Source organism: Klebsiella sp. Sb-30, from assembly GCF_057652795.1.
On the sequence record NZ_CM172749.1, the window covers coordinates 4,212,764 to 4,237,938 of the forward strand.

The window sequence follows — 25,175 nt, forward strand, 5'->3', positions numbered from 1 at the left end:
CGGTCTGGCTTCTCTCCCGGGCAGATAGCGCAACATCGCTCGCGCAATAACCGCACCGTTCACTGTTTTTTCGTCTTACCGTCATATAACGATCACATAAAACGCCATTAATAGTGCCCAGTTTAATGATGAATCTGGACGCTCTTATGAATAGTTCTCTTGCCGCGGTAACCGACACCGATTATCCGCATTTTGGTCAGCCGAATACCGCCCGGCAGCGGAAAGTCTTAAGCGTGCGCAACCTGAATAAGTCTTACAGCGCGCAGCAACCCGTACTCGATAACATCAGTTTTGATCTGCATGCCGGCGAACTGGTGGGCGTGATCGGCCGCTCTGGTGCCGGTAAGTCGACCCTGCTGCATGTGCTGAACGGCACCCACAGCGCCACCGGCGGTGAAATCCTCAGCTACCCGGAAGTGGGCATGCCGCACGATGTGGCGAAGCTAAAAGGCCGCGCGCTGAACGCCTGGCGCAGCGAGTGCGGCATGATTTTCCAGGACTTCTGCCTGGTGCCGCGTCTTGACGTGTTAACCAACGTGCTGCTGGGTCGGCTGAGCCAGACTTCAACGCTGAAATCCCTGTTTAAAATCTTCCCTGATGCCGACCGGGCGCGGGCCATCTCCCTGCTCGAATGGATGAACATGCTGCCGCATGCGCTGCAGCGGGCGGAAAACCTCTCCGGCGGGCAGATGCAGCGCGTGGCGATTTGTCGCGCGCTAATGCAGAACCCCGGTATTTTGCTGGCCGATGAGCCGGTTGCCTCTCTCGATCCGAAAAACACACAGCGCATCATGAACGTACTGCGCGAAATCAGCGAACAGGGCATCAGCGTGATGGTGAACCTGCACTCGGTGGAACTGGTGAAAGAGTATTGCACGCGGGTTATTGGCGTAGCGAAGGGCAACATTATTTTTGACGACCATCCCTTACTGCTGACTCAGGATATTCTGCATCAGCTGTACGGGGATGAAATTAGCCAATTGCATTAATTTCCACTCACACGGACAAGATAATGAAACAATACATCACTGGTGCAGTTCGTATATCCGCCGCGGTCGCGGGAATGATGATGGCATGGCAGGCAGGTGCTGCGGAGCAGCCGAAAGAGTTAAACCTGGGGATCCTGGGGGGCCAGAACGCCACCCAGCAAATTGGTGATAACCAGTGTGTAAAACAGTTTCTCGACAAAGAGCTGAACGTCGATACCAAATTACGCAACTCCTCTGACTATTCCGGCGTTATTCAGGGTCTGCTGGGCGGTAAAGTCGACGTGGTGCTCAGTATGTCGCCTTCCTCTTACGCCTCGGTTTATATCAATAACCCGAAAGCGGTGGATATTGTCGGTATCGCCGTGGATGATAAAGATCAGTCCCGCGGCTACCACTCGGTGGTCGTTGTCAAAGCCGACAGCCCGTATAAATCGTTAGACGATCTGAAAGGCAAAGCCTTCGGCTTCGCCGATCCGGACTCCACTTCCGGCTATTTGATCCCGAACCACGCCTTCAAACAGAAATTCGGCGGTACTTCGGATAACAAATACAACAACTTCTTCTCCAGCGTAACCTTCTCCGGCGGCCACGAGCAGGACATCCTGGGCGTGCTGAACGGCCAGTTCGCGGGTGCGGTCACCTGGACGTCGATGGTCGGCGACTACAACAGCGGCTATAGCGTCGGTGCCTTCAACCGCCTGATTCGTATGGATCACCCGGATCTGATGAAGCAGATCCGTATCATCTGGCAATCGCCGCTGATCCCCAACGGACCGATCCTGGTCAGCAACGCGCTGCCGGCTGACTTTAAAGCCAAAGTCATCAGCGCGATCAAAAAGCTGGATACCGAGGACCACGCCTGCTTTGTGAAAGCCATGGGCGGTACTCAGCATATCGGCCCGGGTAGCGTGGCTGACTTCCAGCAGATTATCGATATGAAACGCGAGCTGGTAAGCGCCCGTTAATCCCGCCCCAACGCCGCCTCCGCGTAGGCCCGCGTGAGGCGGCGGCATACTGAAGACCCATCGACGTATGAATATACCGAATACCGAATTTGAACGTTATTACCAGCAGGTACGCGCGCGACAAAAGCGCGATACCTTTAGCTGGTCGCTGCTCCTGCTGGTGCTTTATTTCGCCGCCGGCAGCGCCGCTGAATTTAATCTCTTCACCATCTGGCGCTCGCTGCCGAATTTTCTCGATTACATGTTTGAGACGCTGCCGACGCTGCACGTCAGCGCTCTGTTCGCCGATGTCCACACCAAAGGCTCGCTGGCCTACTGGGGCTATCGTCTGCCGATTCAGCTACCGCTGATCTGGGAAACATTACAGCTGGCGCTGGCTTCCACTCTGATTGCGGTGGTCATTGCCACTCTGCTGGCGTTCCTCGCCGCCAATAACGCCTGGTCACCGCCGCCGCTGCGTTTTGCTATCCGCGTTGTGGTGGCATTTTTACGCACCATGCCGGAGCTGGCGTGGGCGGTGATTTTCGTGATGGCCTTCGGCATCGGCGCCATTCCCGGATTTCTGGCCCTGATGCTGCACACCATCGGCAGCCTGACCAAGCTGTTTTACGAAGCGGTGGAAAGCGCACAGGACAAACCGGTACGCGGCCTGATGGCCTGCGGGGCTTCACCGATCCAGCGCATTCGCTTCGCGCTGTGGCCGCAGGTCAAACCGATTTTTCTCTCCTACGGCTTTATGCGTCTGGAGATTAACTTTCGCTCGTCAACCATTCTTGGGCTGGTGGGCGCCGGCGGGATCGGTCAGGAGCTGATGACCAACATCAAGCTGGATCGTTACGATCAGGTCAGCATCACGCTGCTGCTGATCATCATCGTGGTGTCGCTGCTGGATATGCTGTCCGGCCGCCTGCGGCAGTGGGTTCTTGAGGGCAAAAAATGAGTCAATGGCAAAGCCAACCGGATGTCGCCGCCAGCCGTCGGCAGCATCGTCAACTGTATCAAGCCCAGGGGCGCTATTTGCGTTTCGTCGCTCTGCTGACGCTGGCAAGCTTACTTTACTACGTCTGGTTTTTTACCCAGTTTGGCATCAGCGGCGAGCAGCTCACCACCGGTCTGCAGCAAATTAGCCGCTATCTGCTGCGGATGTTTGTCTGGCACGACTTTTTCAACTGGCCGTTTGCCTACTACTTCACGCAAATCGGCATCACTCTGGCGATTGTCTTCGTCGGGACCCTGACCGCAACGGTGATTGCGCTGCTGCTCTCTTTCCTCGCGGCACGTAACATTATGCGCGGGTTGATTCCCGGATTTATCGCCCTGCTGATGCGCCGCCTGTTTGACGTGCTGCGCGGTATTGATATGGCTATCTGGGGGCTGATTTTTGTCCGCGCCGTGGGCCTTGGGCCGCTGGCCGGGGTGCTGGCAATTATTATGCAGGATACCGGACTGCTCGGGCGGCTGTATGCGGAAGGACATGAGGCGGTTGACCGCTCACCGGGGCGCGGACTAACCGCCGTGGGCGCAAACGGCTTGCAGAAGCATCGCTTTGGCATTTTTACCCAGTCTTTCCCGACATTTCTGGCGCTGAGCCTGTATCAGATTGAGTCGAATACCCGCTCCGCCGCGGTGTTAGGCTTCGTCGGCGCCGGCGGTATCGGCCTGATTTATGCGGAAAACATGCGGCTGTGGAACTGGGACGTGGTGATGTTTATCACCCTGCTGCTGGTCGTCGTGGTCATGGCGATGGACACGCTCTCGGCGTGGCTACGCCGCCGCTATATTGGCGGCAACGTGGTGCCCTTGTTCAAAGCGGAGTAACCTGCCTCCCCGGCTACCGGGGCAGCAGAGCCGGCAGGGATGATGCCGGGGGCCCGGTAAAAATCGGGCTCAAAGGCTCCACGCCAGCACCGGCCAGTTGTAGCTGGCATTCACCGCCGTCAGCTGCGGACACGGGTTAACCAGTCGGACATGGTCTGCATGCAGACACAGCGGCAGGTCATTGATCGAATCGGTATAGAAGGTCACCTCGCCGCTCTCGTGCGGCCAGGTTTTCTGCCATGCCGCCAGCCGCACCACTTTTCCCTGCTGGTAGCTTGGCGTACCGGCAATCACTCCGCTATAGCCGCCGTCGGCCATCTCCACGTCGATACCTAACGCCTGCTCAATCCCCAACGCCGAGGCCACCGCCTGCACCAACAGGCTAACCGAGGCCGAAATCACCAGCATCTGTTCGCCCTGCGCACGCAGGGTTTGCAGCAGATCCCACGCCTGCGGATAGACGCGCGGCATAATATCCTGCTGCACGCAGCGAGCCACCAGCGCATCGACCTCCGCCTTCGGCACGCCAATGAGCGGCGCCTGGATTAAGGCGACGTAGTCGGCGATATTCATTTCACCGCGATCGTAATCGTCCATCAGCATCGCCTCCCGCGCCAGATACGCCGGATCGCTCACCCACCCTTCCCGCACCAGGAACCGGCTCCATACCGTGCTGCTGTCGCCCTTAATCAAGGTATTATCCAGATCGAAAATCGTCAGATTTTTGGACATTGTTCATTTTCCCTAATCAGCAAAATTGGCTCGCCAGAGCATGCTTAACGAAGATGACAGGAGAATGACTCGCCTGCGCACCGGACAAAGGGTAGCAAAAAGAGAGGAAAAACGGGTCAGATTAGCGGATCGGTGGCGATATGCCGCGAACCATGACGACATTAATGTCGCCCTACGACTATCCCTGAAGGCTCATCACCAGCAGTACCGCTATCAGCAACAGCGGGTAAATCCGCGCGTGCCAGCGATCCGGCAGACGTGTCAGCCAACGGGCGGCTAACCGCAGTCCCAGCCAGCTGCCGGCGACCAGCAATGCCGCGGCCGACAGCCAGATATGCCCCAAAAATCCTGCCGGCAGCCCTGTGGGCGATACGCCGGTCATCGCCACCCACGTGGCGGTAGCGCTCGCCGACAGCGGCAGCGTCAGCACATTGGCCGTTGCCGCCGCTTCCGGCATCGTCGCGCCGCGACGACGCATCAACGGAACGGTCATGACGCTGCCACCGACGCCAAGAAACGATGCGATCAGGCCAATTACGCCTCCCGTCGTCAGCTCGCGCGCGGCAACCGGCGCAGAACGTCGGACGCCAGGGGCCATAAAACCCGGACGAAAATAGCAGTCGAGAATGGTCACCAGCAGATAGCTGACGAACAGCCAGCGAATCCACCGCCCGTTCGCCGAGAGCGCCAGCAACGCCCCGGCGATCCCCCCGAGGGCAATGCCCACGAACATCATCCGCAGAGGACGCCAGCACAGCGTTCCACTGCGAAGATGACGCCAGGTTGCCAGCAGCGCCGCGCAGAGCATCACCAGCGCAGAGGTGGCCACCGCAATATGCATCGCCTGCCCGCCGACATCGCTCTGCGCGCCCCACGCCGCGGTCACCAGAAGAGAGATCAGCGGCACGGTGACAAAACCGCCGCCAAAACCAAACAGCCAGGTCGTGACGCCACACGCTACACCGCAGATAAAAAGCCAGCACATCATTCGATTCTCCTCCATTCAGAGTCATCACGATATAGAATAACGACATGGCTGACTTACGATTAAAAGCCATCATCTTACGATTTTCAGCCAGAAGGATGCGTCATGCGCAATATTGCGGTGAACGATGTCGATGACCTCCCGCGCCGGGTGCTGGCGCTGGGTAGCGATTACCCGGCCAATACGCAGCTGGCGCGCCACAGCCATCGCCGGGCGCAGTTTCTCTATGCCATGAACGGGATGATGAAGGTGGAAACGGATGACGGGCAGTGGCTGGTTCCGCCCTACAGCGGCGTGTGGATCCCGGCTACCCGCCCGCACCGGGTGCTGATGCCGGGAGTCAGCACCCACAGCCTGTACATCGAACCGGATGCGGCGCCGCGTGCCGGAGAACGCTGCGAGGTGCTGCAGGTCTCTCCCCTGTTGCATCAGCTGCTGCTGAGCGCCTGCCAGCTACCGCTGCTTTACCACGAAGACGGACACGATGGCGCGTTAATCGAACTGGTTTTGCATGAGTTGAAGGCCGCTACTCCGCTGCCGATGTTTACCCCCCTGCCGCAGAGCGCGCCGCTGGTTGCGCTGTGCAGCGATTTTCTGCGCCAGCCGGATATTCACAGTACCCCGGAACAGTGGGCCGTCAGGCTGAATAAAAGCGCCCGGACTTTTCATCGCCTGTTTCGCCAGCAGACCGGCATGGCATTTCGCGACTGGCGCCAGCAGGCCTGCCTGATGTACGCCCTGACGGCGCTGCGAGAAGGCAGAACGATCACCGACGTGGCGCTCAGCCTGGGATATGAACACCCGGCGGCCTTTACCAGCATGTTTCGTAAAACGATTGGCCAGGCGCCCACCGCGTTTGTCCGCCAGATGAACGGCGGCCCGGTCTGACGCCGCCGCCCTTTCCAGTCGGCGTTACCGCACCGCGCTCTGCAGCCAGTCCAGCAGGCTCGCCACGGAGAGATCCGCCGGGGCCCGCGCCGTCGGTTGACCCGATTTCACCATCAGCAGCGCAGGTAAACCACGAACCCCCAGCGCTGTCGCCAGTTCCTGATGGCGATCGGCATCCAGATAGCGTGTCTCCAGCGCCGCCAGGTGGCTTGCGAGGTTCGCATGACCCAGCAGCTGCCACAGCTTACGGCAGTGGACGCAGCGTTCGGCGCCGACGAACAACAGCAGCGCAGACGCACTATGCAGCTCGCTTTCCGCGCTCAGCGGTGTGAACCGGCTCTCCGCGACGCGGAACAGTTTCGGGCTGCGACGCAGGGTATCGTTATCGGTCGCCACACACAGCGCATCGGCGCTTTTACTGTAGGGCTGCACGCCGGCGACGCGCACCACGCTCTGCGCCGGACCTGCCGCCGCTGCACCGGGCTGGCGTAAAGTCCGCACGTCAACCGCCGCAATCGGGACTTCGGACGGTTGCGCCAGCTGCGGGATCCAGGCATACGGAATACGGTAGGCGCGGTAAACCATATTGTTATTCAACGTCTTGCCCCAGAATGGCGAAATATATTCCCAGACAATTTCATGGTCGCGGGTCACTTCAAAAATGCGGCCGTTGGAACCTTCGTTGATGAGGGTATTGCCGTTTTCCAGGCGCTGCATATTGCTGATATACGGGCTATAGAACCGATACGAGTCGGTTGGCTGCGGGAGATCCGCCTCATACGGCGAGTAGCGCCATTCGATATCGAGCGTCACCGGGTTGATCTCAAGGATCCGCGAATAGTCGCGCCAGGCATTTTTCACCCCGTCCGCCGACGCCGGATTGGGGGCGCCGTACCCGGCCCAGCCGCCGTTATCGAAGATCAGAATATTGCCCGCCCCCGGCAGTCCCTGGGGGATCATATGCGCATGGTGCTGGCCGATAATCCATCCGATGTGCTTCAGCTCCGGTTTGCTGTAGTCCGGGCCGAGCTGCCAGACGATCTTGCCGCTCTGTTTATCGATAATGGCGATAATGTTGGATTCGCGCGCGTCCCAGATAATGTTGTCAGGATGGAAACGCGCGTCGCCGGCGTCATACCATTTGTTCGGTCCCAGCGCCGACATGGAGTTGATGTGCATCCAGTCCCCCATCCCGCCGCCGCTGGCGCGCATATTGGGGTTATTACGCAGCGCCGCACGCGCCGCGTCGTCAAAACCCAGCTCGTGGAAATGATCGCTGCAGCGCCATTCCCACACCACATTGCCCTGCCAGTCGACCTCAATGATGGTGTCATCGAGCAGCAGCTTGTCGGAAATCTCTTCGTTCACCAGGTTGGTGTGGGCCAGAATCAAGGTGTTGCCGCCGTCAACCTGCGGCTCCAGCCCCGGAGCGTAATAGCCCACCGGATTCCCGGCGCGCTGATAATCATGGTGCGCGCGCGCCATCCAGCGCGGTGTCTGACCCGGGTCGCTCACCTGCTCATAGCGGTCAAATTTCCAGGTGATATTGCCTTCCCAGTCCACCTGAATCAGGTCGAGCATATCCTGCATACCGTAGCGGGGATCGCGTTCGCCGCTGTGGCCCAGAATCGTCCCGCCGGGCAGGATCTTATTCGGAAAGCCGTGCAGCTCGGGCCATTCACGGACCACGTTGCCATTCATATCGACCAGAATCGCCCCGCGTTCGGTGGCCTGAAAAACGGTATAGCCGCTCCATGCGCGCTGCGGATCGTAAAGCGTGGCGCCGGTCGGGTAGACGGAAGGATGTCCCATGTTGTCACTCCTTAAATAGTCAAATCAGGCACAAGTAATCAAGTTACGAATCTGGCGGCAGGCGGCGGAGAACGACTCATCATCGCGCTGTCGCGGATGCGGTAGCGCCAGCGTCACCACCTCACGAATCCGACCCGGACGGGGAGAGAGCACCACGACCCGGTCGGCCAGCGCCACCGCCTCTTCCACATCGTGGGTCACCAGTAGCGTGGTGGTCCCCGCGCTGCGATGAATATGCAGCAGCTCCTGCTGCAGGGTATGGCGCGTCAGGGCATCCAGCGCGCCGAAGGGCTCATCAAGCATCAGAATTTGCGGACTGGCGATCAGCCCGCGGGCAATCGCCACCCGCTGGGCCATCCCGCCGGAAAGCCGGGATGGCAGCGCATGGGCGAATTCCTGCAGCTGTACGCGCTCCAGCATCGCCAGCGCGCGCTGGCGCTTCACCCCACGACTCAGCTTTTCATCCGCGAGGCCCAGCATCACGTTGTCGATCACCGTCAGCCACGGAAACAGCCGCGGCTCCTGAAAGACGATACCGCGCTCTTTGCCCACGCCGCGTACCGGCTCGCCGTTGATGCGGATCTCCCCCTGCGTCACCGGCTCAAGGCCAATCAACATCCGTAGCAGCGTAGATTTGCCGCAGCCGCTGCTGCCAACCAGCACCACCAGTTCGCCGGCGGCGATGTCGAGGCTGAAGTTCTGGAGTGCCGTCACCTGTTGCCAGGATTTACGCACGTGGCGAAAAGAGACCAGGGTCGAGGCGGTCATAGTTGCTCCTGTTGGCGCCAGCGGGTGGCGCGAGATTCCAGTAAACGTCCGGCTTTATCCAGCGCCGCGCCGGTGATACCAATCAGCACCATGCCGCAGAGAATGGTCGGCATATCCAGCAGCTGCTGGGCGTTGATCATCAGACTGCCGATACCGGTCCCGGAGGACATGAAATATTCCGCGCCGATGTTGCCCAGCCACGCATAAATCAACGCCAGGCGCAGACCGGCAAATATGCCCGGCGCCGCCCCCGGTAAAATCAGCGCCCGCAGACGGGTCAGCGGGGCAAAGCGCAGCACCTTTGCCACTTCATCAAGCTGCGGATCGCGCTGGCTGACGGCCTGCAAAGTGCTGAAAAACATCGGGAAGAAAGAAGCCAGGGCGATAAACACGATTTTTCCGCCGTTATCGTTGCCGACCCACGCGGTCAGCAGCGGCAGCCAGGCAAAGAGCGCGATATGGCGCAGGACATTCAGCGTCGGGGTCAATATCTGCCCGGCGCGCGGGCGCAGGGCCAGCAGCAATCCGCACAGCAGCCCAATCGCGATCCCCAGCGCGCCGCCGGCAAAGGCCCGTCCCAGACTGGCCAGCATCGCAACGGGCAGTTCCCCGCTGACCGCTCCGGCCATAAAGCGCTGCGCCACCGCCAGCGGCGAAGAGAATAATGTGCTGTCGATCCAGCCGCGATGGCTGGCCAGCTGCCACAGCACCAGCAGGATCAGCGGCAGCTGGAATGCATGCCAGCTGGCCTGCGGCTTCCAGGCCAGCCGTCCGGTAGCGGCCTGCGGCCAGAAGACCAGCCGGGCATAGACCCGGTTGGCCGCCCACTCCATCAACAACCCGCTCAGCCCCACCACCGCGATGGTGACGAAGACAATATCCAGCTGAAACAGCTGGCGGCCCCAGACCATCAGGTAGCCGATCCCTTCCGACGAGGCCAGCAGCTCGACAACAATCAACGACACCCAGGCCTGGGATAGCGCCAGCCGCAGGCCGGTAAACCAGCCCGGCAGGCTCGCGGGAATCACCAGCCAACGCAGCCTCTGCCAGCGGGAAAAATTCATCACCTGCGCCGCTTCCCCCAGCGCTGGCGAGACGCTGGTCACCGCCAGTTGCGTGTGGATAGTCATCGGGACGAGAGTGGTTTTGACGATAACCGCCAGCTTCAGGCCGTTATCGATGCCAAACAGCACCATAAACAGCGGGATCCAGCCGAGGGTGGGGATCTGCGCCAGGGCATAAAATAGCGGTTCTACCCGCTGAGCCGCGGCCGGTACGAGACCAAACAACGCCCCCAGGAGGGTACCCGCCGCCACCCCCAGCAGCAGCCCGACGGCCAGGTGCTGGAGGCTAAACCCCCATTGCGCCAGCAAATCGCCGCTGAGGAGCGACAGCGCGGTATCGGCGACGACCGCCGGGGCGGGCAGGATCTGCTCCGGCATCCAGCGCTCTACGGCGGCGATGTGCCACAGCAGCACGATCAGCGCCGGCAGCAGCAAGGGCCAGCCGTTTAGCCTGATAGCAGGCCAGGAGAGCCTGCGTCTTTTCAAGATCATCTGCGACATAGCGGTCCGTTTTGAGTGAAATCATCACCCTATAAAACCGTCCTCGCCGTCTGGCGTCATTGCGTTTGGTGAATAATCCCGATGCAACAAATGCATCTCAGCCTGGCGGACAGGCGGGCTCTGATTTAGCTTATTTTTGCCTTTGCTCTGCGAATAAAAGCATTTAACAGGACGCGGTGAGCCTCTTTAGGGTGAGAAAAAACTCAGGGAGTCACCACCAATGATGAAAGCTATTTTTACCCGTACGGCGCTGGCGCTGGTTGCCGTAGTTACGCTGATTGCCAGCGCGCAGGCCGAGAGCCTGCGCACCATTCGCATTGGCGTGCCGGATCAAAGCGCCGGCAGCAAACCGTTTATTGAAGGGCCGGTCGGGATGGCCTTTATCCGTCATCAGCTGGAGACGGTGTTTAAACCGCAGGGTGTGGAGGTGCAGTGGCAATTCTTTAAGGGCGCCGGCCCGGCGGTGAATGAAGCGCTGGCCAACCGGCAGCTCGATTTTGTCTATCTCGGCGATCTGGCGGCGATTATCGGCAAAGCCAACGGTCTGCCAACCCGCCTGCTGCTGGGCAGCCGCGGGTCGGAATCCTACCTCGCGGCCACCAGAGCATCGGGAATTAAACAGCTGGCAGACCTGAAAGGGAAACGCGTGGCGGTCTATCGCGGTACCGCAGACCAGCTGGCCTTCGATCGCGCCTTGCAAACCGTCGGGCTTAGCGAACGCAATATGCAGGTCATTAATCTCGACTGGAGCGCCGGGAAAGCCGCGTTGGCCGCCGGTCGCGTGGATGCGGTGTGGGGCGGCGTCTCGCTGCTGGCGCTGCGCGGCGATAAGATTGACGTGGTGGTAAAAAGCGGTGATTCAGGCCGGCAAAATACGACCCAGGCGGCTTTTCTCGGAACTCAGGACTTTATTCAGGCCTGGCCGCAGGCCACCCAGCAAATTATTGACGTGCTGGTGAAAAACGCGGCGGAAATCAGCAACCCGGCGAATCGCGAGACCTGGTCGGCAGAGATGGCGCAGCAGAGCCAAATTCCACAGGCGCTGTTCCTTGAGGATCTGCAGCCACAGGATCTCAACTTCAGCACTTCGCCGCGCATCGACCCCTTCCTGGCCGACAGCTTCAGCAGCAGCGTCGAGCAGGCCAAAACGGGTCGCCTCATTCGCAACGCCTTTGCGGTAACGCAGTGGGCAGACGGGCAGTTTGTCGAACAGGCGCTAAAGACCCTGCAGCTGGAAAACCACTGGCCGCAGTATGATAGCCAGGGCCAGGCGGCGAACGCCGGCTAAGCCTCCTCTTCCTGCGCCAGCAGCTGGATCTGATGCTGGCGGTCGGTATGCAGGATAATATCGATAAACCTGGCGACCAGCGGCGAAAGCGCGGCATGAACCGGGGAGATCACCGCGAAGCGGGTCTGCATCAGCCGCCACTCTTCCGGAAGGTTGCTGAGCTCCAGCTTCACCAGGCGATGGCTGTGCTGACACAGGGCGAAGCCGTCTTCGCTGGCAAAGCTTATCGCCTGAGTGTGCGCTAGCGTCGACAGCAAGGCGTAGACGTGATCGCATTGAATCGCCGGGGTGAAATCCTGCCGCTGGCTGAGAGTCGCCAGCACTTTTCGCACCCCAGGAGGCAGGTACGGCGCGGCGAAGGGATAGCGCAGCATCTCCTCAATGGCTACCGGGCCGATCTGAGCCAGGGGATGGTCGGCATGACAGATGAAAAAACAGCGCTGCGGGCTGAGCGGCTGTACCCGCAGCTGCGGATCCAGCTCCGCATGCCAGCTGTCGGCCACCACGAAGGGAAACTGCTGGGTCGTCAGCGCGTGATGCAGGGCAAACCAGTTATCGACCTGAAAGCGCACCCTCGCCTGCGGGAGACGGCGATGAAACTCTCCGATGGCCGCCGGGATCAGGCGCGCCGCGGGCGCCGGGCCACAACCGAACGCCACTTCGCCATTTTCACTATCGTCCGTTTCCCCCAGCAGGCTGCTCAATTCAATGTTTAACTCCTGGAAACGGCGGGCGTAGGGCAGCAGCTTTTGCCCGTGTCGCGTCAGCGTCGGCAGCTTATTCTGCCGGTCGAATAAAGGATGGCCGACGCTCTGCTCCAGCGACTGAATACTGCGGCTGAAGGCCGATTGCGACAGGCATACCGCCTCGGCGGCGCGGTGAAAACTACCGTATTCAACCAACGCGACAAAATTGCGCAGCTGGCGAAAATCGAGATGCATAAGCTTGCCTCACAGGGACCTGGAGCGGACAAAGTACTGGACGCCACCCCCAGCGTGCAATGGCCGGATGATGAGGATCTTTCACCTTCGGCAAAGAGAAAAGAGTCATTAACATCAGATGCGTCTTATAGGCGATCGCGAAATAGTGTTTCATGGTGAAATAATTTATTAACAAGCGACACCACAGCTTTTTCTCTTATATTTAACTGGAGCAATGAAAAACGTGAAGTAACAAGTTTACTCTACGTAAGGTTTCGTAAATTTTTCAGCGAACCATTCTGACAATATAGCGGATACGCTATAAATACCCACGGCCCATTCCCCTCACGAAAAATAACGATATGACGCCTAAACTTGCTCACGCTTTATTATTAGTGCCTTTTTTGATTCTGGCAGGATGCTCATCTTCATCTAAACATCCGCCAAAAACCGCCGCCAAACACCAATATGCCCCGATCGATAGCGGATCTGACGATCTGATTCCGGTGGTTGCCGCCCTTCACGATCAAATGCACACCTGGCACGGCACCCCCTATGAATGGGGCGGTACCGAGCAAAGCGGCGTCGACTGTTCCGGCTTCGTCTGGCGAACGCTCAAGGACCGCTTCAATTTGCCCATGGATCGCGTAACAACGGGCGATCTCCTGCATATGGGCGTCCGCGTCAGCAAGCAGCAGCTCCGCCCGGGGGATCTGGTGTTCTTCCGCATTCGTGGCGGGATGCACGTCGGTTTCTATGACACCGAGCACAACTTCCTGCACGCCTCCAGCAGCCAGGGCGTTATGCGCTCCTCGCTGGACAACCCTTACTGGAACTCGGTCTTCTACCAGGCGCGTCGCCTGCCGAAAGAGTATAACGCGCAGATCACCATGAATAGCGACCATCAGCACCTGGCTAAAAATCATTAACCCATTTCAATAAAAAACCGCAGCAATAACGCTGTAATGCCGATCGTTTAAGGGTCGGCAGACCGATTTGGCAGAGGTGTAAGAATCGGTCATCTCACCGAGATGACCGATTCTTATGCGGCGCTGTCAGGTTTTCAACATATCTGCAGGAGTTTCTGGCTCGTGTGTTCTGTGGAATATTCCGTTCACGTGAGTTTCCGCACGCTGCTTTTTCCTGCGCTGCAGGTGAACGGCCCCCTGCGGCATGTCCTGTTATTCCATGCTGACCATTCCGCCGCTGAAAAACCTTCTGCAAGGATATCGCAACGTGACGGCCACGGGAGGACTGCGCGGGAGTTAAGGCGCCTCAGGAAAACGGGCGAGAACGCAGGTGCGCATCGAGAACTGGCCGCCAGATGAAGCCGGAGTGGAGCATACCGCGCAGCGCCCGTTTTCAGCGCAATGCCGTTCCCCACAGCGGGTATGAGAAAAGGGGCGGATTCACCGTGAACGGAACATGCCACCGTTCTGGCAACAACAAACGTTCGCACAAACCACCGTTTACCGGCTCGCCCTGGCCTGCGATAAAGCAAAAAAATGCTGGTCACCTTTAAGTGACCAGCATTACAGCAATAACGCTGCGGTTTTTTGTTCCGCCAGCTAACCGCCTCGGGAGTCTCCTTCGGCGGTCGCGGATTAGAACTGGTAAGTCATACCCAGTGCGACGATGTCGTCATTGTTGATAGCGAGTTTATTATCGCTGTTCAGCTGGTTGATTTTATAATCAACGAAGGCGTTCATGTTTTTGTTGAAGTAATAAGTCAGACCCACGTCGATATAGTTCACCAGGTCCTCGTTACCAACGCCTTCAATATCTTTGCCTTTTGACAGCACATAACCCAGAGACGGACGCAGACCGAAGTCGAACTGGTACTGAGCAACGGCTTCAAAGTTCTGCGTTTTATTGGCAAAACCACCGCTGATTGGCGTCATTTTGCGGGTTTCAGAATACATAGTGGCCAGGTAAATATTGTTGGCGTCATATTTCAGACCGGTCGCCCAGGCTTCCGCTTTTTTACCCGCGCCGCGCGCCAGCAGGTTCTGGTCATTGGTACGGTCAGAGCTGGTATAGGCCGCGCTGATGGCAAAATCGCTGCCGCCGAAGTCATAGCTTAACGAGGTCCCGAAGCCGTCGCCGTTCTGTTTTTTCGCTTCGCGGCCTTCGTTTTTACCCTGATATTGCAGAGTCATATCCAGGCCATCCACCACGCCGAAGAAATCGGTATTGCGGTAGGTTGCCAGACCGCTGGCACGTTTGGTCATGAAGTTGTCGGTCTGAGCGGAAGAGTCACCGCCGAATTCCGGGAACATATCGGTCCAGGCTTCAACGTCATACAGGGCGCCGAGGTTACGACCGTAATCGAAAGAACCGTAGTTTTTCAATTTCAGGCCGGCAAACGCCAGACGGGTTTTCTGGGTGGAGTCGCTTTCCGTTTTGTTGCCGGAGAATTCAGATTCCCAACGACCGTAGCCGGTCAGCTGGTCATTAATCTGCGTCTCGCCTTTGATACCGAAACGGACATAGGTCTGGTCGCCATCTTTACTGTCATAGTCGCTGATGTAGTGCATCGCTTTGACTTTGCCGTAGACGTCCAGTTTGTTGCCGTCTTTATTATAAACTTCTGCTGCCTGTGTAGCTGAAGAAGCGACAAGACCCATCATCATTAATGCCAGTGAGCTCTTTTTCATTATTCAGTCCTGGTGATTTATTTATACGCGCTAATCAATTCCGGGCGAAGGCCCCGTGAAAAACAGGAGGTTTTTTAACGCTCCGATATTAAAAATTTATGACAATGTGGAACTTTTTATAAAAAAGAGTGTTTAGATGTTTCCGTCATAAATTTGTCATCGTGTTACTCCACAATGCCCGATCTCGCGCAATAAAGTGGCTCGTCCAATACGCCAGGTGTTGGCAAGCGGCCTGAGTCCTGTTACAACATCAGCTCGATATCGATATTCCTTTTGAACGGCAGAGAATCATGAGTGATAGCCAGACGCTGGTGGTAAAACTGGGCACCAGTGTTTTAACGGGCGGATCCCGTCGCCTGAACCGCGCCCATATCGTCGAATTAGTGCGTCAGTGCGCACAGCTGCACGCGATGGGCCACCGTATTGTCATTGTGACCTCCGGGGCGATTGCCGCCGGGCGTGAGCACCTCGGCTACCCGGAACTGCCCGCGACCATTGCGTCGAAACAGCTTCTGGCTGCGGTAGGACAGAGTCGTCTGATCCAGCTGTGGGAACAGCTGTTTTCCATTTATGGTATTCACGTTGGCCAGATGCTGCTGACCCGTGCGGATATGGAAGATCGCGAGCGCTTCCTCAATGCCCGCGATACCCTGCGCGCGCTGCTTGATAACAACATCGTGCCGGTCATTAACGAAAATGACGCCGTGGCGACCGCCGAGATTAAAGTCGGCGATAACGACAATCTCTCCGCGCTGGCGGCAATCCTTGCCGGCGCCGATAAGCTGCTGCTGCTGACCGACCAGCCGGGTCTGTTCACCGCCGACCCGCGCAATAACCCGCAGGCGGAACTGATCAAAGATGTCTACGGCATTGATGACGCCCTGCGCGCCATCGCCGGCGATAGCGTTTCCGGCCTCGGCACCGGCGGTATGGGAACCAAGCTGCAGGCCGCCGATGTCGCCTGCCGTGCAGGTATCGACACCATTATTGCCGCCGGCAACCGTCCCGGGGTGATTGCCGATGTGATGGAGAGCGTGTCGGTCGGTACCCGCTTCCACGCGCAGGAATCGCCGCTGGAGAACCGCAAACGCTGGATCTTCGGAGCCCCGCCGGCGGGTGAAATTAGCGTTGATGCCGGCGCCACCCAGGCGATTCTGGAACGCGGCAGCTCCCTGCTGCCAAAAGGCATCAAAACCGTCACGGGTAACTTTTCCCGCGGTGAAGTTATCCGCATCCGCAATAGCGAAGGTCGCGATATTGCCCACGGCGTCAGCCGCTATAACAGCGATGCGCTGCGCCTGATTGCCGGCCAGCATTCGCAGCAGATTGATGCCATTCTGGGCTACGAATACGGCCCGGTTGCCGTGCATCGTGACGATATGATTATCCGTTAAGGAGCTGAAAATGCTGGAACAAATGGGCATTGCTGCCAAGGCGGCCTCGTACAAACTCGCGCAACTCTCCAGCCGTGAAAAAAATCAGGTGCTGGAAAAGATCGCCGATTATCTCGAAGCGCAGAGTGAAGAGATTCTGCGTGCGAACGCCGAAGACCTGACGGAAGCGCGCGCCAATGGCTTAAGCGACGCGCTGCTCGACCGCCTGGCGCTTAACCCGGCGCGTTTAAGCGGCATTGCGAACGATGTTCGCCAGGTGTGCAACCTGGCCGATCCGGTCGGCCAGGTGATCGACGGCGGTCTGCTTGACAGCGGTCTGCGCATCGAACGCCGCCGCGTGCCGCTGGGCGTGGTGGGGGTGATTTATGAAGCCCGTCCTAACGTCACCGTCGATGTGGCTTCCCTGTGCCTGAAAACCGGCAATGCCGCGATTCTGCGCGGCGGGAAAGAGACCTGGCGCACCAATGCCGCCACGGTGAAAGTGATTCAGCGGGCGCTGGAGGAGTGCGGGCTGCCGGCCGCGACGGTCCAGGCGATTGAGAACCCGGATCGCGCGCTGGTTGGCGAGATGCTGAAGATGGATAAGTACATCGATATGCTGATCCCACGCGGTGGTGCCGGTCTGCACAAGTTGTGCCGCGAACAGTCCACGATTCCGGTGATCACCGGCGGGATTGGCGTGTGTCATATCTATATTGATGATTCGGCCGACATAGCTGAAGCGCTGAAGATTATCGTCAATGCCAAGGTTCAGCGCCCAAGCGCCTGTAACTCGGTAGAAACCTTGTTGGTCAATCAGCATATCGCCGACCGTTTCCTGCCAGCGCTGAGTAAACAGATGGCGGAAAGCGGCGTGACGCTGCATGCTGACGCCACCACCCTGCCGGTTTTGCAAAACGGCCCGGCAAACGTCGAGCCGGTGAAGGCGGAGCAGTACAACGATGAGTATCTGTCGCTGGATCTGAATGTCAAAGTGGTCACCGGCCTCGACGAGGCCATCGCCCATATCCGCGAGCACGGTACCCAGCACTCTGACGCCATCCTGACCCGCACGCTGAGCAATGCCAACCGCTTTATCAACGAAGTGGATTCCTCTGCGGTATACATTAACGCCTCTACCCGCTTTACCGACGGCGGCCAGTTTGGCCTCGGCGCAGAAGTGGCGGTCAGCACCCAGAAGCTGCACGCGCGCGGCCCGATGGGCCTGGAAGCGTTAACGACCTACAAGTGGATTGGTTTCGGCGACGATACGATTCGTGCTTAAGTCAAATCGGCAACGGCAGTGAAATGGGGGCGATTGCCCCCATTTTTATTTACTGGTTAATATCCAGGCTATCACAGGCAGAAGAGCCATTATTATCAATAATCAAGGTAATATCTTTGTTGTGGAAATCACGCATATCGAAAACCACGCTCTCCGCTGTGGCAATATGCTTTTCTACACGATGCGTCGCATCTTTGATAATCACTTTCACCCCGTCAGTTTTCCCGCAGTTTTTATTGACTGACGTAATACGTAAGGTGTCATATTCCCCGACGAACATCCTGACAACAGTCGGCGTTGTCGCACCAGGGTGGGCGTAGATTCGGCCTTCACGATACATACTAAACTGACCCCAGGTGTCGCCCTTCTCTATCGCCGCGCTGAGATAACTCTCCGTAAGATTGTTTTCATACTCCGCTTTCCATGAGGGGTAGGAACGGGAAAATTCATCAATCATGCTTCGGTATTCATTGATTGTATACGGCCTGATTTTTTCATAGACGTATGCCTGAACACCGCCGCTGAGTATAAATGGCTGACTCACTCTTTTATAAGCGGCACCAATGCCCTTACCTTCCAGGATAAGATTATTTGGCAGATATATAACCTGTTGTCCATGAATCCCAAGGTGCGTTTGAGCAGGGTCGGTCACAATAGCATAACGAGAACTAAAGGCTTCAGTCGCCAGTTTATCACGCAAATCTACCTGCGAGACATTGGCGATATGGCTGACAAATGATGCCGGTGATATGGCTGAAAACAGATCATTATTAAGTGAACCGCTGGATGCAAAAACAGCCACCTTATCATCTGGTTCAAGACGCGCACTCATAAAGGCAATCAGCTCATGATAATGGTCAAAGTTTTCTAATCTGAAAGGATACTCTTTGCCTGGCAGATAGCGGCTAACTAATTCCGGTTTACCGAATGGTTTTGAATACGTGCTAATAAAGACTGCAACCGTAAATAATGAGAATGCGATCGTAAGCGCTATCGCCAGCCCCTTACTTAACCTATCAAAGAATAGTTTCAAAGCCGAAAGCACGAGTATTGCCAACCAAAAACAGAATGGCATTCCATGCTGCATCCCTGGCGTCTGTGTTCGGGTAAATATAATGTAGGTGATGATAAAATTAGCTAAGGCAAAAGCACAAAGAATTTTAAGCCGAAAACTGGTTCCAAAAACAATATATAACCCACCCACTAAAATTAATGGCACCAAATATAAACCAGCATAATTCAGGGTTATAAAGAACGTTGCTTGCTCTGTTGCTTTGTATGCGGAATAAATATCAGAATAGTTGGTCGTCAGTATTCTCTCCGCCAGTTCAAACTGAAAAATACAGACTAAGAAAATAACTACCAGCCCAGAAATAGTAAAGAAAATAAAGTATTTTAATATTCTTTCCTTACTAAACTTAGCCGTTTCACCAAACAAAAAAGTATTTAAGAAAGGTAACGTTACAAACAATGAAACTACGCTATAGGCATACCACCGCCGGAATGCAAATGGCAACCATAGTAATACTCCCATTGCGATTGCAAGTAATACAAAGCGGAACCCTCGATAATTTAATATATTAACTTTAAACAGAATCAAGCAGCACAGCGATAATGGAATCATTCCTATAATATCAGGATAGCCGCGCAATGTTGGCGTGATAAAAGGAATAAAACTTGCCAGAAAAACAAAGATATACGGCTGGTATTTTTTGTCCACACCTGCAGCAGTCGCAAACAAGCGCATTGCAATATAAGCAAATGGCAACAGATAAAGAATATACACACCCAATATATAAGCTTCCCGGTTTCCTATCGGCAGATAGTTAAACGGGATCAGTGCAATGACTGGCAAAGGATTATAATCAGCTGAATAGACTGAAGATTTTATACTAGCAAGCCATTGACTAAATGAGCCTTGCAGTAAGTCAGTATACTCATTCCATACCACCCAGTAAAATCTGGAATCCCATGTATAAGCCTGATTTTCACTTGCCACAAAGGAATAACAAAGTACTGATAGTATGGCGATGAATGCCACATACAATATTCCTCTGCTTATTTTTTCGTTATTCATCATCAACCTTCTGCTGCGTTGTTTTTTCGATAAAATATTTAGGCCGAGCTTTAGCCTCCATATATATCTTACCTACATACTCACCAATGATGCCTAACGATAGCATCTGTACCCCGCCGAGGAAGAAAATAGCGATCATGACTGAAGCCCACCCTTCAACGGTATTTCCTGAGAATTTCTCAAACAGCGCATAAATTGCTGCAAACACCGAAAGAATACTGATCGCAAACCCTGAGATTGCGATAATCCTTAATGGGGTAATGGTCAGAGAAGTGATGCCTTCAATTGCCAGGGCAAGCATTTTTTTTAATGGATACTTCGACTCACCGGCCAGACGTACTGTTCTCGAATAGGCGACCTGGGTGGAACGGTAACCAATCAGTGGTACTAATCCACGTAAATATAAATTTTGCTCTTTAAAGCTCAGCAGCGCCTTTTTTGCGCGATCGCTCAACAATCGAAAATCGGCATGCTGTGGAACCTGCTGAACGCCCATCCACTTCATACAACTATAAAAGAGACCCGCGGTTTTTCTTTTAAATGGCGAGTCAGATGCCCGATCATTACGTACACCATATACAATCTCATTACCATTGAGGTACTCTTTAACCATTAACGCAATAACAGATGTATCATCCTGAAGATCTGCATCAATGCTCACGGTAATATCCGATTCGGCGGCCTCAAGACCCGCAACCAGGGCTACCTGATGACCACGATTTCTTGAAAGCTTAACTCCTTTAACCGTTGAGTAATCCATCGATGCCTGAGCAATCAACTGCCACGTTGAGTCACGGCTGCCATCATCAACGAATAAAATATAGCTATCAGCGGAAATCAGTGTTGCTGTGACTAATTCCGCCAGAACCGCTTGTAATTCAGATAAGCAGTGACTGAATACTTCTTCCTCGTTGTAACATGGCACAACAATAGCCAACTTTGGCTGTTTCATTATTTCATCACCCAGAGTTTATTAATTAAAAAACCAGCAATTGTATAAACAATCATGCCACATAACTGAGATATATAAGTCAAATCAGGGAATATTAATAAAAATATTTTAACTGTTATAATATTTGCTACCCAGCATATTGCACAAGATGCCAAAAACTTTATAAACCGTTTGCCGCTCAGCGCTTTTGAAAACGTAAATAACGAATTAACGACAAAACTAAACAGAATACCTACCACATACCCCATGGCATTTGATAGATATATCCCAACCCCGGCAGACATTAATAAAAATATCACCACCGCAGTTATTGCTGTGTTCAATAACCCCACCATTACATATTTCAACGCGGGATTAGAAAGTATTTTTTTCACTGCATCACCCTATTATTAACCACCACTGATTTTATCATTCAGGGGAAAGCTGACAACTACTAAGGTTAGCCAGTTGCCTTTAGTTGCATACAGTTAGCATTTTTACAGCTCTGGTAGGCTGCAGTAATGGCGTTTTGAAACGTGTCGCTAAAGAGCAGCTCGCGCCCATCCCCTGAGCAATTCAGGTCAATGATCGTCGTAGAAGTGGACAATTTGATGTGTAATACCGTGCAGATGCTGGAAAAATAGCCATTCGATACAAGAGGGCATTGACGCCCCCTCCACTTAGTTTTAACCTTTTACCCCGTGATTCACGTTCGTGGACGCGTCCTCTTCAGGGCCGATATAGCTCAGTTGGTAGAGCAGCGCATTCGTAATGCGAAGGTCGTAGGTTCGACTCCTATTATCGGCACCATTTCAAACTCTTCCCAAGTCTACCGAAATCAACTAAAAGCCCGTATACTGCGGTTTCTGGCCCGTATCTTATCTCCTGTTATCAACTGGACTCAACCGAAATCAAGTCGTAGTTGGGGGCATAAGTGGGGGCATTCTGTGTTCGGTCCAGGGAGATGCCCCCAATGAAACTTAATGCGAGACAGGTAGACGCTGCTAAACCCAGAGAGAAAGCCTATAAGCTGGCAGATGGTGCTGGTTTGTATCTTGAAGTCGTTCCCTCTGGTTCTCGATACTGGCGAATGAAATATCGCTTCAATGGAAAAGAGAAGCGTATGGCTTTTGGTGTTTATCCTGCAGTGTCTCTCGCACAAGCGAGGGTACTACGTGATGAAGCCAAGAAAAAACTGGCCGAAGGTATCGATCCATCGTTTGCGAAGAAAGAAGAAAAGCTGGTTCGAGATGTGCAGCTCAATAATACGTTCCAGTCTGTGGCGCTTGAGTGGCACGGTACGAAGGTGAGCCGGTGGTCAGAAGGCTATGCCTCGGACATTATCGAAGCTTTCAATAAAGATATTTTCCCCTATATTGGCCAGCAGCCGGTGAATGAAATCAAACCGCTGGTTCTGCTTAATGTGCTGCGTCGAATGGAAAGCCGTGGCGCGACAGAGAAGGCCAAGAAGGTTCGCCAGCGCTGCAGCGAAGTTTTTCGTTACGCCATCGTTACTGGCCGTGCGGAATACAACCCTGCAGCAGATCTAACCAGCGCGATGTCAGGGCATGAATCAAAGCATTATCCCTTCCTGACTGTTGAGGAGTTACCAGACTTCTTTAAAGCTCTCTCTGGTTATACAGGCAGCCCGCTGGTTGTTCTTGCCGCACGTTTGCTGATCCTTACGGGAGTTCGCACCGGTGAGCTTCGAGGTGCTTTCTGGAGTGAGTTTGATCTTGAGAAGGCGGTGTGGGAAATTCCTGCCGAGCGAATGAAGATGAAACGGCCTCACCTTGTCCCCCTCTCTACCCAAGCGCTGGAGATCGTACAGCAGCTCAAAGTGATGTCTGGGCAATATCCGTTGGTGTTCCCTGGGCGCAATGATCCACGTAAAACGATGAGTGAAGCGAGTATTAATCAGGTGTTCAAGCGGATTGGATACACGGGGAAGGTAACGGGGCATGGCTTCCGCCACACGATGAGTACGATTTTGCATGAGGAAGGGTTCAATACGGCATGGATTGAAACCCAACTTGCGCATGTCGATAAGAATGCGATTCGTGGGACGTATAACCATGCGCAGTATATGGAGGGACGGAGAGAGATGATGCAATGGTACGGGGATTATCTCAATATTTTAGAATTTACGACCAGAACAATCTTAAAATACGTTGATAATAAATATCGAAAATTATACTAACCTCACTTTTGGTTATTTTGGGTGCGCAAATGAAGATTAATAATCCTTTTGAAAAAAAGTTAAAGAGAAGTGTACTTGAACATCTATATAAAAAAGGCACTCTTGATGAAAAGACTATTGTTATCAATGAGTTAACAATTGATTCTTTTTCTCGAAGGGCTGATCTTGTTGTCATAAAAAATGGAAAAATGATTGCATATGAGATCAAAAGTGATGCAGATAGCCTTAATAGATTATCAGGGCAAATGGATAAATATCTTGACTATTTCGATAAGGTTGTAGTGGTTACTACGTCAAAACACACCCCAAATATATTAAATTCTATTAATGAAAAAATTGAAGTTTGGGAGATCGCAGATGACAAAGTTATTTTAAAGAAAAGAGGTAAATTACAACGAGTCGAGAGTAAGGAAAAATATCTTGATCTTTTAAAAGTTCATGAGATGAAAAAGATGGCGCATCTATTTCAGATAAAATTAGAAGGAAAAAACAAACAAGAAGTTAGAAAAAGTATTATAAAAGGATTAGGTGGTATTTCTTTTGAAAAATTGAAGGCATTTACAATAAATGCTATCTCTAATCGTTATGCTTTGACATCAAACTTGTTTATAGAGAATATTCTACTGAGAAAGAAAGTTATTCTTAGTGATATCGATCTATTAAGCCCATACTCAGCTCAAAGGACAAATATATATATTGGTCATGAGGAAAGTATCTTAGGACAATTGATGAAGTTATAAGGTGAAGGTTTCTTTTTAGAAACCTTCAATTTTTAATAATAAAATTTAATCCTCCCACTCTTCATCAGTATCAATGCTTTCTAATTCATCGTTGTAATGTAGTTGGGTGTAAAGGTGCAAATTTATTCTAACTGCAGTTGCTTTTTGCGCCGAGTTTATGCCAAATTTGTCACCTTTAGATGTTAATTCAATCATTTGAGTTCCCCAAAGATGTAAGTTTTCTGACCAATACTCTTGTTCCATAATTTCTTTAGCACATAAAGAGTACAGTTCTTCTTTTTCTCCCTCTCCAGGAGATTTTGGGTCGTAAAATTCATGCCTAATGAAACGCCAATCATTTTTCAAGGCATAGTCAATTCGTGGCGGGGGTAGATTACCGCCTCCACTTTGTTTTTCAATTCTTGCACTACCTCGGTCAGAATATATAGTGGGATATGATGTAATGTTTTGTTTTAATTTATTAAATAATAACCTTTCAAATATAGGGTTTTCACCTCGATGATAGCCAGCAAAATTGAAAGGAAATGACGTTCCCGATATCGCCACCCTCACAAAAGGGATTTTTTCTTTTGTCTTATTTATCAGGTTAAGTATCGGTTGATAGTAATTATTATAATCACCATTAATAGTTCCGATATCATAAATAAATAATAAGTCTTGTATCCCCATCTTGGAAATCAGATGAATTACATCGTGATAATAAGAAAGAGTCATGTTTTTCAAGTCAAAAATAAAAACAATACCTCTATCAAGAGAATATAGTTTTTTTATTTGCAATTCGAGGGCTGATGATTCCTCTAAATTTACAACGGGTATGGCATGTATAGTTTTTACTAAAAATTTATACCAATTATCATAACCATTTGTTGGTTGTAACAACTCTTTAAGTTGATAAAAAACCTCTCTGGGATATTTCCCAGTAAAAAGAAAAGTCTTATTATTCAACAGGTAATCCTTATCAATGGATGCTACCCACTTCCTGTCGTCAATAGATTTTTCAATTCTCAATAGCGAGTTTTCAAGCTGCTGTGAGCTGGCCCAACCTTTTAGCGGTATTACGGGTAAAATATTGTCTTTATCCTTCCCTGGCAATTGTTCTAAAGCCATCATTTCAGAAGGGCTAAGCGATAATATTGGAGCATAGTCATATTGAAAGTTATCATCATGATTAAACATTGCAAC

Annotated in this window: 22 protein-coding genes and 1 tRNA gene; 12 read left to right on the forward strand and 11 right to left on the reverse strand. The window is 53.4% G+C overall.

Translation table 11 applies throughout. The features are described 5' to 3' along the window. Nucleotides 1-146: 146 nt before the first annotated feature. The 4 genes from phnC (at nt 147) to phnE (AC236I_RS19730) (ending at nt 3,772) form a co-directional block, all read left to right on the forward strand. The gene (gene phnC, locus AC236I_RS19715; RefSeq protein ID WP_004858380.1) at nt 147-989 is read left to right on the forward strand and encodes a phosphonate ABC transporter ATP-binding protein; all 843 of its coding nucleotides are present in this window, start codon (nt 147-149) and stop codon (nt 987-989) included. A gap of 23 nt (nt 990-1,012) precedes the next feature. Next, complete coding sequence (gene phnD / locus AC236I_RS19720) at nt 1,013-1,954, forward strand: phosphonate ABC transporter substrate-binding protein (protein ID WP_004858378.1); 942 nt, start codon at nt 1,013-1,015, stop codon at nt 1,952-1,954. Between the two features lie 67 nt (nt 1,955-2,021). After that, nucleotides 2,022-2,894 carry a phosphonate ABC transporter, permease protein PhnE gene (phnE, locus tag AC236I_RS19725; RefSeq protein ID WP_004858375.1) on the forward strand — a complete coding sequence of 291 codons (873 nt, stop codon included), beginning with the start codon at nt 2,022-2,024 and terminating at the stop codon, nt 2,892-2,894. Next, the gene (phnE, locus tag AC236I_RS19730) at nt 2,891-3,772 is read left to right on the forward strand and encodes a phosphonate ABC transporter, permease protein PhnE (protein WP_004858372.1); all 882 of its coding nucleotides are present in this window, start codon (nt 2,891-2,893) and stop codon (nt 3,770-3,772) included. Before phnE (AC236I_RS19725) ends, phnE (AC236I_RS19730) begins: the two co-directional genes overlap by 4 nt. Before the next feature lie 69 nt (nt 3,773-3,841). Here phnE (AC236I_RS19730) and AC236I_RS19735 read toward each other — a convergent pair whose 3' ends face one another. After that, a complete protein-coding gene (locus tag AC236I_RS19735; protein ID WP_004858368.1) occupies nt 3,842-4,504 on the reverse strand; it encodes an HAD family hydrolase in 663 nt (220 codons plus the stop codon). Between the two features lie 178 nt (nt 4,505-4,682). Beyond that, entirely contained in the window at nt 4,683-5,492 is an 810-nt protein-coding gene (locus AC236I_RS19740; RefSeq protein ID WP_044347146.1) for a sulfite exporter TauE/SafE family protein, read from the reverse strand. A 102-nt stretch (nt 5,493-5,594) separates the two neighbouring features. Between AC236I_RS19740 and AC236I_RS19745 the strand changes: the two genes are divergently transcribed. Beyond that, complete coding sequence (locus AC236I_RS19745) at nt 5,595-6,377, forward strand: AraC family transcriptional regulator (RefSeq protein WP_015585069.1); 783 nt, start codon at nt 5,595-5,597, stop codon at nt 6,375-6,377. 24 nt (nt 6,378-6,401) lie between these two features. Here the strand turns inward: AC236I_RS19745 and AC236I_RS19750 are convergent, their stop codons facing one another. From AC236I_RS19750 to AC236I_RS19760, 3 genes are read right to left on the reverse strand one after another with little or no spacing between them, the layout of a single operon-like run. Then, nucleotides 6,402-8,189, reverse strand: a complete 1,788-nt coding sequence (locus AC236I_RS19750) for an aryl-sulfate sulfotransferase (protein WP_004858358.1) — start codon at nt 8,187-8,189, stop codon at nt 6,402-6,404. 24 nt (nt 8,190-8,213) lie between these two features. Beyond that, complete coding sequence (locus AC236I_RS19755; RefSeq protein WP_015585071.1) at nt 8,214-8,957, reverse strand: ABC transporter ATP-binding protein; 744 nt, start codon at nt 8,955-8,957, stop codon at nt 8,214-8,216. Beyond that, nucleotides 8,954-10,522 (reverse strand): ABC transporter permease, encoded by a 1,569-nt coding sequence (locus tag AC236I_RS19760; RefSeq protein ID WP_044347150.1) that lies wholly within the window; start codon nt 10,520-10,522, stop codon nt 8,954-8,956. The genes AC236I_RS19755 and AC236I_RS19760 overlap by 4 nt, the downstream gene beginning before the upstream one ends. 220 nt (nt 10,523-10,742) lie before the next feature. On the opposite strand from AC236I_RS19760, the gene AC236I_RS19765 reads away from it, so the two are divergent. Continuing rightward, on the forward strand, nt 10,743-11,810 hold the full coding sequence (locus AC236I_RS19765) for an ABC transporter substrate-binding protein (protein ID WP_015585073.1): 1,068 nt from the start codon (nt 10,743-10,745) through the stop codon (nt 11,808-11,810). Here the strand turns inward: AC236I_RS19765 and AC236I_RS19770 are convergent. Further along, nucleotides 11,807-12,751, reverse strand: coding sequence for a LysR family transcriptional regulator (locus AC236I_RS19770; RefSeq protein ID WP_004858343.1), 945 nt, complete (start codon nt 12,749-12,751; stop codon nt 11,807-11,809). The two genes, AC236I_RS19765 and AC236I_RS19770, sit on opposite strands and share 4 nt — an antisense overlap. A 341-nt stretch (nt 12,752-13,092) precedes the next feature. On the opposite strand from AC236I_RS19770, the gene AC236I_RS19775 reads away from it, so the two are divergent. Continuing rightward, nucleotides 13,093-13,659 carry a C40 family peptidase gene (locus AC236I_RS19775; RefSeq protein WP_004858341.1) on the forward strand — a complete coding sequence of 189 codons (567 nt, stop codon included), beginning with the start codon at nt 13,093-13,095 and terminating at the stop codon, nt 13,657-13,659. A 675-nt stretch (nt 13,660-14,334) separates the two neighbouring features. Here AC236I_RS19775 and phoE read toward each other — a convergent pair. After that, on the reverse strand, nt 14,335-15,387 hold the full coding sequence (phoE, locus tag AC236I_RS19780; protein WP_004858338.1) for a phosphoporin PhoE: 1,053 nt from the start codon (nt 15,385-15,387) through the stop codon (nt 14,335-14,337). A gap of 290 nt (nt 15,388-15,677) precedes the next feature. On the opposite strand from phoE, the gene proB reads away from it, so the two are divergent. Then, a complete protein-coding gene (gene proB, locus AC236I_RS19785) occupies nt 15,678-16,781 on the forward strand; it encodes a glutamate 5-kinase (protein ID WP_004858334.1) in 1,104 nt (367 codons plus the stop codon). 10 nt (nt 16,782-16,791) lie between these two features. Next, on the forward strand, nt 16,792-18,045 hold the full coding sequence (proA, locus tag AC236I_RS19790) for a glutamate-5-semialdehyde dehydrogenase (RefSeq protein ID WP_097357502.1): 1,254 nt from the start codon (nt 16,792-16,794) through the stop codon (nt 18,043-18,045). A 49-nt stretch (nt 18,046-18,094) separates the two neighbouring features. On the opposite strand, the gene AC236I_RS19795 is transcribed toward proA, so the two are convergent. The 3 genes from AC236I_RS19795 to AC236I_RS19805 are packed head-to-tail and all read right to left on the reverse strand — an operon-like array spanning nt 18,095 to nt 21,448. Next, nucleotides 18,095-20,125: a hypothetical protein gene (locus tag AC236I_RS19795; protein WP_487608597.1), complete on the reverse strand. Its 2,031-nt coding sequence runs from the start codon at nt 20,123-20,125 to the stop codon at nt 18,095-18,097. Beyond that, on the reverse strand, nt 20,115-21,074 hold the full coding sequence (locus tag AC236I_RS19800; protein ID WP_015585076.1) for a glycosyltransferase family 2 protein: 960 nt from the start codon (nt 21,072-21,074) through the stop codon (nt 20,115-20,117). The genes AC236I_RS19795 and AC236I_RS19800 overlap by 11 nt, the downstream gene beginning before the upstream one ends. Then, entirely contained in the window at nt 21,074-21,448 is a 375-nt protein-coding gene (locus AC236I_RS19805) for a GtrA family protein (protein ID WP_032716723.1), read from the reverse strand. The genes AC236I_RS19800 and AC236I_RS19805 overlap by 1 nt, the downstream gene beginning before the upstream one ends. A gap of 339 nt (nt 21,449-21,787) precedes the next feature. Here AC236I_RS19805 and AC236I_RS19810 point away from each other — a divergent pair. The 3 genes from AC236I_RS19810 to AC236I_RS19820 all read left to right on the forward strand — a co-directional run bounded on the left by AC236I_RS19810 (nt 21,788) and on the right by AC236I_RS19820 (nt 23,993). Continuing rightward, a tRNA-Thr gene (locus AC236I_RS19810) sits at nt 21,788-21,863 on the forward strand. Nucleotides 21,864-22,026: 163 nt separating this feature from the next. After that, nucleotides 22,027-23,253: a tyrosine-type recombinase/integrase gene (locus AC236I_RS19815; protein WP_487608598.1), complete on the forward strand. Its 1,227-nt coding sequence runs from the start codon at nt 22,027-22,029 to the stop codon at nt 23,251-23,253. A gap of 29 nt (nt 23,254-23,282) precedes the next feature. Then, nucleotides 23,283-23,993 carry a sce7726 family protein gene (locus AC236I_RS19820; RefSeq protein ID WP_024273805.1) on the forward strand — a complete coding sequence of 237 codons (711 nt, stop codon included), beginning with the start codon at nt 23,283-23,285 and terminating at the stop codon, nt 23,991-23,993. Nucleotides 23,994-24,038: 45 nt separating this feature from the next. Here AC236I_RS19820 and AC236I_RS19825 read toward each other — a convergent pair whose 3' ends face one another. Further along, on the reverse strand, nt 24,039-25,169 hold the full coding sequence (locus AC236I_RS19825) for a beta family protein (protein ID WP_024273804.1): 1,131 nt from the start codon (nt 25,167-25,169) through the stop codon (nt 24,039-24,041). Between the last annotated feature and the right edge of the window lie 6 nt (nt 25,170-25,175).

Excerpts from the sequence above, each read along its gene's own strand:
- phnC (WP_004858380.1), top strand. The coding sequence starts at position 147 with ATGAATAGTTCTCTTGCCGCGGTAACCGACACCGATTATCCGCATTTT.
- phnD (WP_004858378.1), top strand. The coding sequence starts at position 1,013 with ATGAAACAATACATCACTGGTGCAGTTCGTATATCCGCCGCGGTCGCG.
- phnE (WP_004858375.1), top strand. The coding sequence starts at position 2,022 with ATGAATATACCGAATACCGAATTTGAACGTTATTACCAGCAGGTACGC.
- phnE (WP_004858372.1), top strand. The coding sequence starts at position 2,891 with ATGAGTCAATGGCAAAGCCAACCGGATGTCGCCGCCAGCCGTCGGCAG.
- AC236I_RS19735 (WP_004858368.1), bottom strand. The coding sequence starts at position 4,504 with ATGTCCAAAAATCTGACGATTTTCGATCTGGATAATACCTTGATTAAG.
- AC236I_RS19740 (WP_044347146.1), bottom strand. The coding sequence starts at position 5,492 with ATGATGTGCTGGCTTTTTATCTGCGGTGTAGCGTGTGGCGTCACGACC.
- AC236I_RS19745 (WP_015585069.1), top strand. The coding sequence starts at position 5,595 with ATGCGCAATATTGCGGTGAACGATGTCGATGACCTCCCGCGCCGGGTG.
- AC236I_RS19750 (WP_004858358.1), bottom strand. The coding sequence starts at position 8,189 with ATGGGACATCCTTCCGTCTACCCGACCGGCGCCACGCTTTACGATCCG.
- AC236I_RS19755 (WP_015585071.1), bottom strand. The coding sequence starts at position 8,957 with ATGACCGCCTCGACCCTGGTCTCTTTTCGCCACGTGCGTAAATCCTGG.
- AC236I_RS19760 (WP_044347150.1), bottom strand. The coding sequence starts at position 10,522 with ATGTCGCAGATGATCTTGAAAAGACGCAGGCTCTCCTGGCCTGCTATC.
- AC236I_RS19765 (WP_015585073.1), top strand. The coding sequence starts at position 10,743 with ATGATGAAAGCTATTTTTACCCGTACGGCGCTGGCGCTGGTTGCCGTA.
- AC236I_RS19770 (WP_004858343.1), bottom strand. The coding sequence starts at position 12,751 with ATGCATCTCGATTTTCGCCAGCTGCGCAATTTTGTCGCGTTGGTTGAA.
- AC236I_RS19775 (WP_004858341.1), top strand. The coding sequence starts at position 13,093 with ATGACGCCTAAACTTGCTCACGCTTTATTATTAGTGCCTTTTTTGATT.
- phoE (WP_004858338.1), bottom strand. The coding sequence starts at position 15,387 with ATGAAAAAGAGCTCACTGGCATTAATGATGATGGGTCTTGTCGCTTCT.
- proB (WP_004858334.1), top strand. The coding sequence starts at position 15,678 with ATGAGTGATAGCCAGACGCTGGTGGTAAAACTGGGCACCAGTGTTTTA.
- proA (WP_097357502.1), top strand. The coding sequence starts at position 16,792 with ATGCTGGAACAAATGGGCATTGCTGCCAAGGCGGCCTCGTACAAACTC.
- AC236I_RS19795 (WP_487608597.1), bottom strand. The coding sequence starts at position 20,125 with ATGATGAATAACGAAAAAATAAGCAGAGGAATATTGTATGTGGCATTC.
- AC236I_RS19800 (WP_015585076.1), bottom strand. The coding sequence starts at position 21,074 with ATGAAACAGCCAAAGTTGGCTATTGTTGTGCCATGTTACAACGAGGAA.
- AC236I_RS19815 (WP_487608598.1), top strand. The coding sequence starts at position 22,027 with ATGAAACTTAATGCGAGACAGGTAGACGCTGCTAAACCCAGAGAGAAA.
- AC236I_RS19820 (WP_024273805.1), top strand. The coding sequence starts at position 23,283 with ATGAAGATTAATAATCCTTTTGAAAAAAAGTTAAAGAGAAGTGTACTT.
- AC236I_RS19825 (WP_024273804.1), bottom strand. The coding sequence starts at position 25,169 with ATGTTTAATCATGATGATAACTTTCAATATGACTATGCTCCAATATTA.